Consider the following 13,721-nt stretch of genomic DNA (forward strand, 5'->3'; position numbering starts at 1 on the left):
TTTTAAAGCGCTTTTCCCCTACCCACTCAGGCAACACTGGCAGAGGAATTCATGCAAGGCACAGGACTGTTCAAAAGCTCTTTTTCGCAGCAATCCTTATTGTCGCTGTGGCTGCCATTGCTGATCATTTTGTTGGGATACTGGATGGGCAGCGAGCTTGCCGCCCGTCAGCATGCTGAAAACGACGCCAGAATAGCCCAGACCCTGCACATCCGGGTTCAGGAAATTGCCGCCGGGGTGACCGAAAAGGTCTCGCTGTACGAACACGGCCTGCGCGGACTCAGGGGCACCATGGTGACCGTTGGCCCCGACAACTTCAATTATCAACATATGCAAACCTACACCGGCACCCGGGACTACGATGTGGAGTTCCCCGGCGCCAGAGGGTTTGGCTTTGTGCAATATGTGCCCCAAAACCAACTTACTGAATTCCTTGAACAAGCGGCGGCAGAGCGGCCCGATGGCACCTTTAATCTGCGGCAACTGCAGCCCCATAACGACGATGTGCTGGTGATCCGCTTTATTGAGCCCGAGTATCGCAATAAGCAGGCGGTGGGACTGGATATTGGCTCTGAGCCCAATCGGCGCCAGGCTGCCATGGGCGCGGCGCGGGAGCACACCGCCCGGATCACCGGCCCGATTACACTGGTGCAGGCAAGCCAAAAAAGCTTACATGGCTTTTTGATTTTGCTGCCGGTGTACCGGCCGGAGGCCGCCATGGCGACAGGCTCCATGCCAAGCCCTTTGGATGAGCAGGCGACGGGTAGCCCGGCAGCCAGTGGCGAAGCGCCAGCGAACCTGGTGGGCTGGACCTATACGCCGATATTGATTGATGAAGTGCTGAGCACTGTGACCGGGCTTGATGACAATCTGGCGCTGTCGATTGTGGATGTCACCCCTGAAGGCAAAGAGCTGTTTTTTGTTCGCGGCGAGCAACTGGATACCCTCGCTGCGCTGGAAGTCAGTGAGTCCATCTCGCTTTTTGGACGCAACTGGCAGCTTAACCTGACCCCGACCCAGGCATTTATCAGCGCCATGGCACTGCCTGCGCCCCGCGCCCGGCTGTGGAATGCCTGGATCTCGAGCTGGCTTTTGGCCGTGCTGGTGTATTTGGCGCAGCTGATGTGGCTCAGGCGTTTAACGGTACTGAGGCACAGCGCCGAGCTTGCCAAAGCCAAGGAAGATGCCCTGATTGCTGCCAAGGCCGAGCTGGAAGTCTTGGTGCAACAGCGTACCGCCCAGCTTGAGCAGATGGCTGCCATGCAGCGCAGCATCTTTAATGCCGCTGCTTACGCCATTATCGCCTCAGATCCCGAGGGCATTATCACAGTGTTTAACCCCTCCGCCGAGCGGCTGCTGGAGTACAGTGCTGATGAAATGATAGGTCGGCAAACCCCGGCCATATTCCATGTAGAACAAGAGGTTGTGCGCCGTGCCGCCGTGCTCAGCAAGGAGCTTGGGCAAAACGTCGAGCCCGGTTTCGAGGCCTTTGTGGCCAAGGCCAGGCGTGGCAAGCCCGATACCAATAACTGGACCTACATCAGCAAGAGCGGCAGGCAGATCCCGGTGCGGTTGAGTGTGACGGCCCTGTGCAGTGAAGACGGTGAGCTGAGCGGTTATCTTGGTATTGCCTACGATCTTACCGAGCAGCTTGCCCGCGAGCAGGAACTGGCCGATGCCAGGGAGCAGGCGCTGCAGGCCAGTCAGGCCAAATCGGACTTTCTGGCCAATATGAGCCATGAAATCCGCACCCCGATGAATGCGGTGCTGGGGCTGCTGCAGATGACCCTGTACACCGAACTTGAGCCGCAGCAGCGTGACTATTTGCTGAAGACACAGCAGGCGGCCAAATCACTGCTGGCGCTGCTGAACGATATTCTGGATTTCTCCAAAATCGAGGCAGGAAGGATAGAGCTTGAGCAGCATCCGTTCTCGTTGCAGCAGCTCTTAACCGAGATGGGCAGTATTTTGTCGTCCCAGGCGCAGCACAAGGCCATTGAGCTGGTGTATCAGGTGGACGATGAGGTGCCTGATACCCTGGTGGGGGACAGCCTGAGGCTACGGCAGGTGATGCTTAATGTGCTCAGCAATGCCATTAAGTTTACCCAGGTAGGCGATGTGATAACCCGGATTGGTGTGCGGTTCGACGATGAGCAGCGCTGTGAGCTGAATATTGCCATTCAGGACTCGGGCATCGGCATGACGGAGTCGCAGCAAGCGATTATTTTTAAAGGCTTTCAGCAGGCCGATTCCTCTATTTCCCGCCGCTACGGCGGCACCGGCCTTGGGCTTGCCATCACCCGCGAATTAATTAGCCTGATGCATGGTGATATTGAGGTCGCCAGCATCCCTGGTCAGGGCAGCACCTTTACCCTGAGGGTGCCGCTGGGTTACATCCCTGCTGAAACCGCGCAAAAGCCGCAGCTGCCCAATCTCAGGGTGCTGCTGGTGGAAGATAACGACACGTCCCGGCTGGTACTGAAGGAAATGCTGCAAAAGCTTGGCTGTGACATTAGCCTTTGCAAAGATGCCGAGTCGGCGCTTTGGAGCGTACAGGCGCCGGAGACCGCCGGGTTTGATGTGCTGCTCATTGACTGGCAATTGCCTGATATCGACGGTCTGACGCTGGCGGCCACCATCCGCAGATTAACCGCCCTGCCCAAGCAACCGGCGATTGTGATAGTGACCGCCTTCAGTGAAAGGATCCTTGAGGCCCAATTGCAGCAGGCCGATGGCAGTTACGATGCCACCCTGATTAAACCCATAACCCGGGAGATGCTGTACACCACCCTGCGTGATGTGGCCGGTGAGCACCCCAAAGCCAAAGACGGCCAGCAACTGGCACTGCCCGGCGCGTCGCTTGAGGGCAAGCATCTGCTGCTGGTGGAGGACAATGCCACCAATCGGCTGGTCGCCACCACCTTACTGACGCAGCTTGGCGCCCGGGTGACCGATGCCGTGGATGGCTTTCAGGCGTTGGAACGCCTGGCGTCGATGAGCTTTGACCTGGTGCTGATGGATATTCAGATGCCGGGTATGGATGGCTATGAAACCACCCGCCGTATTCGCCAGCAGTTGAAACTCACCGCGCTGCCGATTATCGCCATGACGGCCAATGCCATGCCCCAGGACAAACAGGCTTGCCAGCAGGCAGGCATGAATGACCACATTGCCAAACCGTTTGATATTGAACAGGTTGCTGACAAATTGCGCCAGTATCTTGAAAGCGCCTCACCCAGCCAATCCAGCGGTAATGGCCAGGGCTCCTCTGCCGCGTTGGCAGCAACATCGGATACAGGCACATCAGTGCCGCTGGCGGCAGATGGCCTGCCAGAAGAGGTGCTGCAATTCAGTGAACGACTCGGACTGGAGCTGGATGTGGCCTGCAAACGGCTGGGGGATACCGCACTTTACAGCATGGTACTGACCCAGTTTCTGGCCGATATCAAGCTTGCGCAAACCTTATTGGTACAGCCAAAACTGAATATGAAAGATGCGCGAATTCAATATCATAGTTTGAAGAGCGCCGCCGCAACCTGTGGTTTTGGTGCCTTGTCAGCCTTGCTGCGGGAAGCGGAGCATCAGTGCGATAAAAGCAGCAACGAGCCGGTGGTTGCCGATGCGCGGGTGCTGGCGGCTCTGGAGCAGGCTGCCGCTCAGGTGGTTGAACTTGAGGCCTTGCTTAAACCGTATTTTCCAGAGATTTAATGGGATGAGGCAGACGCTTGATAAGCGCTGGCGATAGGTTTTAATGTTTTGATATTAAAGGGAGAACCAGTCCGGCTGAGTTAAGGCTGTTTGCACTGGGTGCATAAGATTGGACTCAGATGCGCTTAACTTTCAACTTAAAGGGAGCACCGGACTGCTTCAGCTCACAGCGGCAGATCAGTTGCCTGCGCCAGACTGCTCATCCATCTTGGCTTTGGCCGCTTCCACCCTGGAGAAATCCAGCCCCAGCTCTTCAACTGCTTCTTTAATCAGCCCGGGGTTTTGCATGACCAGCATCATCATGCCCTGCAGTTTTTCGGGGGCAATACCAAGCTGACCCAGCACGCCCATGGCCATCAGTGGGCTCTCGGTCAGGGTTTGGAACAGGCTTTTAACCTGCTCATCACTCACATTGTGCTCTTTGAGCAGCGCAATAATGGGGTTCATCGCGTTTCCTTCAACATCGGTCAAACATCAAGATGGGCGGATTCTAACAGACTTGGCCCGTGAGTGCAGGTGGCGACGTTCGTCCTTGAGTCATCTCAGCTGCCAGCGCTATTTACATCCGCCCGTTGAAGGGGTACAACCCCTATCTCAGCGAACCGATAGAGTTCAGGGATAATTTCAGCGGAAAAGGGAGAGGGGCATGCGCGGTGCAGGCGGCAGCAATGGTGGTTTGGGCCACTTTTTTATTGGCTTGGCGATGATGGTGATTGGTGTGTATTTGCTGCTCAATGCCATTCAGGTCAGGTCACATTTTGGTTTTGGCATGTCGCTTTATGGGTTTCAGACCATGGGGATGAATGTCAGTATCACCACTGGCATGGTGATGGTGCCCTTTATCTTTGGCGTGGGCATCATGTTTTACAATGCCAAGAATCCCTTTGGCTGGCTGTTGACCTTTGGCTCCCTCGCAGCCTTGCTGTTCGGGGTGATCACCTCGGTGCATTTCAGCTTACGAGCCATAACCGCCTTCGATTTAATCGTGATCCTGGTGCTGAGTTTCGGTGGCCTGGGGCTGTTTTTACGGTCGTTAAAGAGTTTCGATAGCCCGCCTGCTTCTGAATAAGCGCCCAAAGCCAACACAAAAATAAAGCCCGCTTCATGCGGGCTTTATGTTGAGCAAGTGGCGGCATTGGCTTACTTCATCAGCCAGGCGCGGTACGACTTGCCTTTAATGCGGCCAGAGGTGATTTTACCGAGTGCCTTTTTGGCAACCTTACGGTTCACCGCCACATAGGCGCGGTAGTCGGTCACTAAAATCTTGCCCACCTCACCGCCTTCGATACCGTTCTGGCCGGTTAGGGCACCGAGGATATCGCCGGGGCGCAGCTTATCCTTTTTACCGCCATCGATTTGCAGGGTGATCATGGTTGGCGCCTGGGGCGTTTTACCCAGTAGGCTCGATGATGGCAGCGGCTCGCTTTGAATGTCACGCTCCAGATACTCTTCCAGCAGCGCCATCTTGTAGCCATCTTTGTCGTTATAGAAGGTGAAGGCGGCGCCCTTGCTGCCAGCGCGGCCGGTGCGGCCAATGCGGTGAATGTGCACTTCGGTGTCGTGGGCCACGTGGTAGTTGAATACCGCATCGAGGGCATCGATATCCAAACCTCGGGCGGCTACGTCAGTGGCCACCAGTACGCAGGCGCTCTTGTTGGCAAACTGCAGCAGGGTTTCATCGCGGTCGCGCTGCTCCAGGTCACCATGCAGCGCCAGCACGCTGAAACCGGCATTGCTGAGCTCATCGGCCACCTTTTGGGTTTCGCGCTTGGTATTACAGAACACCACGGCGCTCTCTGGCTTATGCTCAAGCAGCAACAGTCGCAGTGCCTGCATTCGCGCGCTATCGTCTTCCAGATGGAAAAAGTGCTGGGCAATGGTGCTCTTCTCGTGGGTGACTGCCACTTTTACCATTACCGGCTTGTACATGACCTGCTGGGCAATAGACTGAATTTGCTCGGGGAAGGTCGCGCTGAACAGCAGGGTTTGGCGCTCGCGCGGGGCGTTTGCAATAATTGCATCCAGCTGAGGCTGAAAGCCCATTTCCAGCATGCGGTCGGCTTCATCGAGCACCAGCATATTAAGGTTGCTCAAATCCAGACGGCCGCGCTCCAGATGGTCCACAATCCGCCCCGGCGTCCCCACAATGATATGGGCGCCATGCTCAAGCGAACCCACCTGTGGCCCCATGGGCACGCCGCCGCACAGGGTAAGCACTTTCACGTTGTGGATGCCACGGGCGAGGGTGCGGATTTCCTGCGCTACCTGATCGGCAAGCTCGCGGGTTGGGCACAGCACCAGGGTTTGAATGCGAAAACGCTTCACATCCAGCTTGTTCAGTAGCCCGAGCCCAAAGGCGGCGGTTTTACCCGAGCCGGTTTTGCCCTGACCAATCACATCCTCACCCGCCAGGATGGCCGGCAGACTCTGGGCCTGAATGGGGGTCATCTCGTGGTAGCCCATGGAGGACAGGTTCTCAAGCAGTTCGGGTTTAAGCTTAAGGGTGGAGAAAGCCAGTGACGGCTGGAGATCTGAATTGCTCAAGGAAGGTGTCCTGTGGTGGCTAACCGGGCGTTGGCACGGCTGATGAAAGCTATTGAAATAGCGGTTACTGCAATGATTCAACTGAATCGGTTGTTACTGTGTCGTCTTGCGACTTGCCCCGGAATTATATCTGCTTTTGGCCGGTCTGACTCTACACCTGTGTGCTTAGCCTGTGTCAGCAGCAAATGTGCTTAATCGGGTTGGGCATGTGCCCGGGGCGAGGCTATTGTAGCAATAATGCGGGCTGATTTCCTTACGCCAGGAATTTGCCGCCAGAAGCGGGCTAACATCAAAGACATGGCCGATGCCATTGTCATTATGCTTATCGCCAGATGTCGTCATCTTCAAAAGGTGAAAGCGTCAATAACCAGCAAATCCACTTGAGCAGAAAGGCCGAATGAACAAAAAGCCAGAGATTGCATCAACCCAGGATAACAGTCGGCTGTGGCTGCTCACGGCGCTGACCATGCTTGCCTTTGCGGCCAACTCGCTCCTTTGCCGCGAGGCGTTGGTGTCCGGCAGTATCGATGCGGCGAGCTTTACCCTGGTGCGGATGGTGAGCGGCGCTCTGGTACTTATGCTGCTTGCTTTTCTGCAATCAAGAACCGCTTCGGCGCCAGAACCAAAGCCAGATCCAAAACAAGAGTCAAAGCAGGCGTGGCTTGGCGGCAACTGGCGCTCGGCGCTGGCGCTGCTGGGATACGCAGCAGCCTTTTCATTTGCCTACCACAGTCTCACTGCGGCCACCGGCGCCCTGCTGCTGTTTGGGGCGGTGCAGGCCACCATGATTGGCTATGGACTTTGGGCGGGTGAGCGGCCAAATCGGTTGCAGCTGTTTGGAATGCTACTGGCCCTGCTCGGCTTGGGCTGGTTTTTACTGCCGGGGGTTGCAGCGCCCGACAGCGTCGGCGCCTTGTTAATGCTGCTGGCAGGCGTTTGCTGGGGCGTTTATTCGTTACTAGGGCGCGGCGCTGCATCGCCGCTTTGCGCCACTGCCGGCAACTTTGTCCGCAGCGTCCCCCTGGCATTGCTGCTGTATGGGGTGATAGCGGCGGTGGGCTTTGATTCTCACGGAGAAATCGCCGGACAGGGAGGCGGGGGAGAGATTTTCAGCGTTTCCGCCATTGGCGTGCTGTACGGCATTGGCTCAGGCGCTATTGCATCCGGGCTAGGTTATGCACTCTGGTATGCGGTACTGCCGCGCATTGAAGCCACCACTGCGGCAACCGTACAGCTCAGCGTACCCATCATAGCCGCATTCGGCGGCCTGTTACTGCTTGGCGAACCACTCAGCCTCAGACTCATCCTCTGCTCCACCGCAGTCCTCGGCGGCATCGCACTAGTCGTACTCAACCGCTCGGGGAAATAGCCTGGCTGCAGAAGCTCTAGTTGGGGCGCAGGAAGGCTATGCCTGTCCTGTCTCCTTCGCATTTTAATTCACTCCGACCCCTTTACCTGTTTCTCAATTTTCAAAGTTCGTCCAGTTGGGGCTGCGAAATTTCAAAACGGTCTGGCAGTCCTCTCTTCCCTGTTGTTTACTGTAGCTATGGTGTTGATTGTGTGGCGAAGAATGACGAAGAATGACGAAGAATGACGAAGAATGAGGACAGTCATCACTCTATAGGTATTATTCTATAGGTATTATGCACGGCATTTAGGATGGCAACGGCAGTTTCAAGCCAACGCCATCAGACATCAACAATTATGGGCGTCTCAGTTATTGGTAACCAATGCCGGATGAACAGGAGTAAGTGCACTTGCTGCAAATGTCGGTGCCAACGCAGCAGTTGGTGCTGGTTTAGGGGCGACATCTGCGATTGCAAATGCAGGTATAGATGGTTTGCAAGGTGATTCAGATGGCACACTAACTTTGAGTCAATTGGGACAAAGTGCAAAAGACGGGGCGTTATATTCCGCGGCGGCTACTGCAGCGGGTGCTTTGGCGACTAAGTCTGCGATGAGAGCTACAGGTTCGGTATGGGGAAGGGCAAATGAAATGACAAATATTGGAACGGGAGTGGCAGAGGCAGCAGGAAGTTGTGTCGGTAACTCCGGTGATTTTGTTAAATTTGGTGCCGAAAAAGTAGAGGAATTTCTGAAGTGATCTTCATTAAGTTTCTTAGATTGATTATAAATTTATTCACGAATACTATTACATTTATATTTATAATTAGCTTAACATGTGCGTTTATTGTTTTTTTGTCATATGACTCAGAAAAGTCGTTAACACTACATTTTATGGCGTGGATATATTTGTCTTGCACGTTCTCTATAGTGTCATTGTTATTTCTGCCTATTGATATTTATCAATCCTATAGGATTTACAAACAGTTCCAGCATACGAGTGGGCGTTTTTGGTTATTTATGTCAAGTGCTTTGCCAGAGAGAGAGTTAATTTATAAAAGTATAAAAAATGAAAAGGACAGAAAATAAGATACACAAAAGACAAGAACAAGAGCTAGGACACCCTAAACACTTTTGCTGAGGAATACACCAATCCCGTTCGAAGCGGCCGAGGGCATTGATGCCTGAAGCGTGGCCGAGGCAAGGAAGCCGAGGCAGCGTCAGTCGAATCAGGGATGAGCGTCTGACGCGCTAGCGGGAAGGCATCGAGTGCCGGAGGGGCTGTCCGCTTCGTTGCGGGTCGCAGGGGGATTGGATAAGGGGGCTAGTCGAAACTGCCCCCTTTCCTCGGGTGTGGGGTGAAGCCCCACGATCTTAGCCAAGCGCAGCTTGGCCGCTTCAAAGAGTGCTCTCGATCACTCAGGATCGTAATCGAGCACTGGTGTTAACCACTTCTCGGCTTCTGCTACTGTCATCCCTTTACGGCGGGCGTAGTCTTCTACCTGATCCTTGCCGATGTTGGTCACGCCAAAGTAGCGTGCCTGTGGGTGGGCGAAGTACCAGCCGCTTACCGCAGCAGTGGGGTACATGGCGAAGCTTTCGGTGATATTGAGGTCAATGCACTCGTTGGGTTTCAGCAAATCCCACAAGAGTCCCTTCTCGGTGTGATCCGGGCAGGCGGGGTAGCCGGGGGCGGGGCGGATGCCGCGGTATTTCTCGCGGATAAGCGCCTCGTTGTCGAGGTTTTCGTCGGCGGCATAACCCCAAAACTCTTTACGCACCCGCTCGTGCATGCGCTCGGCGAAGGCTTCGGCCAGACGGTCGGCCAGCACCTTGAGCATGATGGCGTTGTAGTCGTCGTGGTTGGCTTCAAAGCGTGCCAGATGCTCATCGATACCGTGGCCTGCGCACACCGCAAAGCCGCCGGTGTAGTCGGCCACACCGCTGTCTTTGGGGGCAACAAAGTCCGACAGACAGAAGTTATCGTTACCCACTCGCTCGATTTGCATCCGCAAATGATGGGTGGTCATCAGCACTTCGCTGCGGCTCTCGTCGGTGTAAAGCTCGATATCATCATGGTTCACGGTATTGGCCGGGAACAGGCCAATCACCCCTTTGGCGGTGAGCCACTTTTCATCGATGATGGTTTGCAGCATGGCTTTGGCGTCGGCATACAGCTTACGGGCCTCTTCGCCTACCACGTCATCGTCGAGAATGCGCGGGAAGTGGCCGTGGAGTTCCCAGGCGCGGAAAAACGGCGTCCAGTCGATGCGGTCGACCAAGTCATCCAGTGGGTAGTCTTCAAACACCTGAATGCCAAGCTTGTTGGGCACTTTTGGCTGGTAGTTGGCCCAGTCGAGCTGGCAGCGGTTTTCCCGCGCCGCCTCGATGGAGACAATCTCCTTGCGCTTGGCCTGTGACAGGCGCTTTTCGCGCATCACATGGTATTCATCGTAGGTGGCCTTGATGGTGGCATCGCGGGTCTCATCGTTGATGAGCTTGCTCACCATGGGCACGGCGCGGGACGCATCCGGAATATAAATGGCGCCGTGTGGGTAGTGGGGCGCAATCTTGACCGCGGTATGGATTTTCGAGCAGGTGGCGCCGCCGATGATGGCGGGAATGGTGAGCCCTTCGCGCTCGAAGGTTTTCACGTTATGCACCATTTCATCGAGGCTTGGGGTGATGAGCCCCGACATGCCGATAATGTCGACCTGCTCTTTTTTGGCGACTTCGACGATTTTCTCCACCGGCACCATAACGCCCAGGTCAATCACTTCGTAGCCGTTACAGGCGAGCACCACGCCGACGATGTTCTTGCCGATGTCGTGCACGTCGCCTTTTACCGTGACCATCAGCACCTTGCCGTTGCTTTGGCCGGCGACCTTTTCGGCCTCGATAAAAGGATTTAGATAGGCCACGGCCTTTTTCATCACCCGGGCGGATTTAACCACCTGGGGCAGGAACATCTTGCCCTCGCCAAAGAGGTCGCCCACCACGTTCATCCCGTCCATCAGCGGGCCTTCAATCACATCCAGCGGCCGGGTGGCCTGCTGACGGGCTTCTTCGGTGTCGGCGTCGATAAATTCGGTGATGCCTTTTACCAGCGCATGTTCAAGGCGCTTGTTCACCGGCAGGCTGCGCCATTCCAAATCTTCTTTTTTACCGGCACTGCCGCCACCGCCGCCGCGATACTTTTCAGCAATCTCAAGCAGTTGCTCAGTGTTGCTTGAGTCGGCCACCGGGCAGGGCAGGTTAAGCACCACGGCTTCCACCCGCTCTTTAAGCTCGGCGGGAATGTCGTCGTAAATCGCCAGTTGCCCGGCGTTGACAATGCCCATGTCCATGCCTTCTTTAATGGCATGGTAGAGGAACACGGCGTGGATGGCCTCGCGCACCGGGTTGTTGCCACGGAACGAGAAGGATACGTTGGACACGCCTCCGGAAATCATCGCATGGGGCAGGGTGGCCTTGATGTCGCGCACCGCCTCGATAAAGTCCACCGCGTAGTTGTCGTGCTCTTCGATGCCGGTGGCCACGGCAAAAATGTTGGGGTCGAAGATGATGTCTTCCGGCGGGAAGCCGACTTTGTCCACCAGAATGCGATAGGCGCGGGTACAGATTTCAATTTTGCGGGCACGGGTATCTGCCTGGCCGGTTTCATCAAAGGCCATGATGATGGCGGCGGCGCCGTAGCGCTTCACCAAAGTGGCCTGCTCGATAAACTTGTCTTCGCCTTCTTTAAGGGAAATGGAGTTTACGATGCACTTGCCCTGCACGCACTTAAGGCCCGCCTCTATGACTTCCCACTTGGAGGAGTCAATCATGATGGGTACCTTGCTGATCTCGGGCTCGGAGGCGACCAGATTGAGGAAGGTGGTCATCACCTCTTCGCCGTCCAGCATGCCCTCATCCATGTTGATATCGATGATCTGGGCGCCGTTTTCCACCTGATCCCGGGCCACATCCAGCGCGGTCTCGTATTGGCCTTCTTTAATCAGCTTCAAAAACTTGGCTGAGCCTGTGACGTTGGTGCGCTCACCCACGTTTACAAACAGGCTATCTGCACTGATGGTAAGGGGTTCAAGCCCGGCCAGACGGCAGGCGACCGGAATATCCGGCAGTTTGCGGGGGGCGTGTTTTCCAACGGCCTCGCGGATAACGCGGATATGATCCGGGGTGGTGCCGCAGCAGCCGCCGACTATGTTGAGCATGCCTTCGATGGCCCACTGCACTATGATGTCGGCCATTTCTTCGGGCGTTTCATCGTAGCCGCCGAACTCGTTCGGCAGACCCGCATTGGGGTGGGCCGACACATAAGATTCGCTGATGCGGGAAAGTTCCTCTACATAAGGGCGCAGCTCTTTTGGCCCCAGCGCACAGTTAAGCCCCATGCTGATGGGTTTGATATGGCGCAGCGAGTTATAAAAGGCTTCGGTGGTCTGGCCGGTAAGGGTGCGGCCGGAGGCATCGGTAATGGTGCCGGAAATCATCACCGGCAGGCGCAGACCAACTTCATCAAAAATCGATTCGATGGCGAACAGCGCCGCCTTGGCGTTCAGGGTATCGAAAATGGTTTCCACCATGATGATATCGGCGCCGCCTTCAATCAGGGTGGCGGTGGACTCGCGGTAGGCAGCCACCAGATCATCGAAATGGATATTACGGTAACCCGGGTCATTCACATCCGGGCTGATGGAGCAGGTGCGGTTGGTCGGGCCAAGTACCCCGGCCACATAGCGGGGGATGCCGGTTTGGGCTTCCACTTCATCGGCCACTTCGCGGGCGATGCGGGCACCAACAAGGTTAATTTCGGCCGAGAGCGCCTCCATCTCATAGTCGGCCATGGCGACCGTGGTGGCGTTAAAGGTGTTGGTTTCGATAATGTCGGCACCGGCCAGCAGATACTCGCGGTGGATGCCCTTGATTATCTCAGGCTGGGTGAGCACCAAGAGGTCGTTATTGCCTTTTACGTCGCGGTGCCAGTTGGCGAAGCGGCTGCCGCGATAGTGTTCTTCTTCCAGTTTGTGGCCCTGGATCATGGTTCCCATGGCGCCGTCGAGGATAAGAATGCGTTTGGAGAGATCCTCGTTCAGTCGCTGTTGACGGCTGTGGGCAAGCGCCTTGGTCGCCTGGGATAACACTGGAGTTGCCATAAAAACACCTGCAAAGTACAAAAAGGTTCAGTCCTGAATGCGCCGCCCCGTGGGGCTTTGGCTGCTTAAACGGCAGTGCCGGTGGAGCCAAAAGCCAGTTTACGACCTGAAACAGGCTGTGGCGAGGCTGCTGCGCTGGATTTCTGCGCAGCCTTTGGCCGGGGCAGAAATTTGATTTGGACATTTATACGTATAGACGTCCATAATACGCGAAAAGTCCGCCCCGGAGCAAGTAACGGGCAAGCAGGCCACGGCGCATAAAAACAGCGCAGAAAAACAGCACGGATAAACAGCGCGGATAAAGAGTGCGGATAAACAACCAGAGGCGAGCGTCAGTATGATTTCCTGTGAGCTGATATTTTGGCGCCACGGCAACTGCGAAGATGAGGGCGTGCTGCGGGGCAAAACCGACAGTAAACCCAGCGCAGCAGCGATTGAAGCCATTGCCGGGCGCGCCGCCAACATGCCTGCGCCCCATGCCATTTTAAGTTCGCCACTGCGTCGTTGCCGTGAGCTGGCCGAGGCGATGGCACAGCCTTTGGGGCAAGCGGTGCAATTGCAGCCCCGCCTTGCCGAGATGGACTTTGGCGACTGGGATGGCCGCAGTCTTAATGAGCTGTGGCAGCACGAACCCATGGAAGCCTGGTGGCAGGACCCATGGGGCCAGAATGCGAGCAACCAGCTGCCCCCCAATGGTGAAACCATGCAGGCCTTCGAGGCGCGGGTTGATGATGCCATTACGCAAATACTCTTGGCTGCACGGGATGGCGAGCGGCTGTGGCTGGTGACCCACGGCGGCGTGATCCGCTGCATGATGGCCTCCCTGCTTGGGGCGAACAGAGTCGCCGGTTTTTATAACCGCCTTGATATTCCCCATGGCGCCTGTGTCCGAACCCGTTGGTTTGCCACTGCACAGGGTTGGCAGGGGCAGCTTATCTGGCAGGATATGGAACTTGTGCGCTAAAGCGC

Annotated in this window: 8 protein-coding genes; 5 read left to right on the plus strand and 3 right to left on the minus strand. The window is 55.9% G+C overall.

The genetic code is table 11. The annotated features are described in order from the left end of the window. The first annotated feature begins 51 nt into the window (after positions 1 to 51). Positions 52 to 3,708, plus strand: a complete 3,657-nt coding sequence (locus STH12_RS01350) for a response regulator (protein ID WP_126165891.1) — start codon at positions 52 to 54, stop codon at positions 3,706 to 3,708. Between the two features lie 177 nt (positions 3,709 to 3,885). On the opposite strand, the gene STH12_RS01355 is transcribed toward STH12_RS01350, so the two are convergent. Next, complete coding sequence (locus STH12_RS01355) at positions 3,886 to 4,155, minus strand: DUF2999 family protein (RefSeq protein WP_126165892.1); 270 nt, start codon at positions 4,153 to 4,155, stop codon at positions 3,886 to 3,888. A 199-nt stretch (positions 4,156 to 4,354) separates the two neighbouring features. Here STH12_RS01355 and STH12_RS01360 point away from each other — a divergent pair, with 199 nt between their 5' ends. Next, positions 4,355 to 4,777, plus strand: a complete 423-nt coding sequence (locus STH12_RS01360; RefSeq protein ID WP_126165893.1) for a hypothetical protein — start codon at positions 4,355 to 4,357, stop codon at positions 4,775 to 4,777. 71 nt (positions 4,778 to 4,848) lie between these two features. Here STH12_RS01360 and dbpA read toward each other — a convergent pair whose 3' ends face one another. Further along, positions 4,849 to 6,252: an ATP-dependent RNA helicase DbpA gene (gene dbpA / locus STH12_RS01365; protein WP_164551122.1), complete on the minus strand. Its 1,404-nt coding sequence runs from the start codon at positions 6,250 to 6,252 to the stop codon at positions 4,849 to 4,851. A gap of 397 nt (positions 6,253 to 6,649) precedes the next feature. Here dbpA and STH12_RS01370 point away from each other — a divergent pair, with 397 nt between their 5' ends. Together STH12_RS01370 and STH12_RS01375 are read left to right on the plus strand one after the other, a co-directional pair. Continuing rightward, a complete protein-coding gene (locus tag STH12_RS01370) occupies positions 6,650 to 7,621 on the plus strand; it encodes a DMT family transporter (RefSeq protein WP_126165894.1) in 972 nt (323 codons plus the stop codon). Between the two features lie 471 nt (positions 7,622 to 8,092). Beyond that, positions 8,093 to 8,356 (plus strand): hypothetical protein, encoded by a 264-nt coding sequence (locus tag STH12_RS01375; RefSeq protein ID WP_126165895.1) that lies wholly within the window; start codon positions 8,093 to 8,095, stop codon positions 8,354 to 8,356. A gap of 655 nt (positions 8,357 to 9,011) precedes the next feature. Here STH12_RS01375 and metH read toward each other — a convergent pair. Next, positions 9,012 to 12,752 (minus strand): methionine synthase, encoded by a 3,741-nt coding sequence (gene metH, locus STH12_RS01380; RefSeq protein ID WP_126165896.1) that lies wholly within the window; start codon positions 12,750 to 12,752, stop codon positions 9,012 to 9,014. Between the two features lie 337 nt (positions 12,753 to 13,089). On the opposite strand from metH, the gene STH12_RS01385 reads away from it, so the two are divergent. Continuing rightward, positions 13,090 to 13,716 (plus strand): histidine phosphatase family protein, encoded by a 627-nt coding sequence (locus STH12_RS01385; RefSeq protein WP_126165897.1) that lies wholly within the window; start codon positions 13,090 to 13,092, stop codon positions 13,714 to 13,716. Positions 13,717 to 13,721 lie beyond the last annotated feature (5 nt).

The sequence above is a fragment of the Shewanella khirikhana genome (assembly GCF_003957745.1).
Classification (GTDB): Bacteria; Pseudomonadota; Gammaproteobacteria; order Enterobacterales; family Shewanellaceae; genus Shewanella; species Shewanella khirikhana.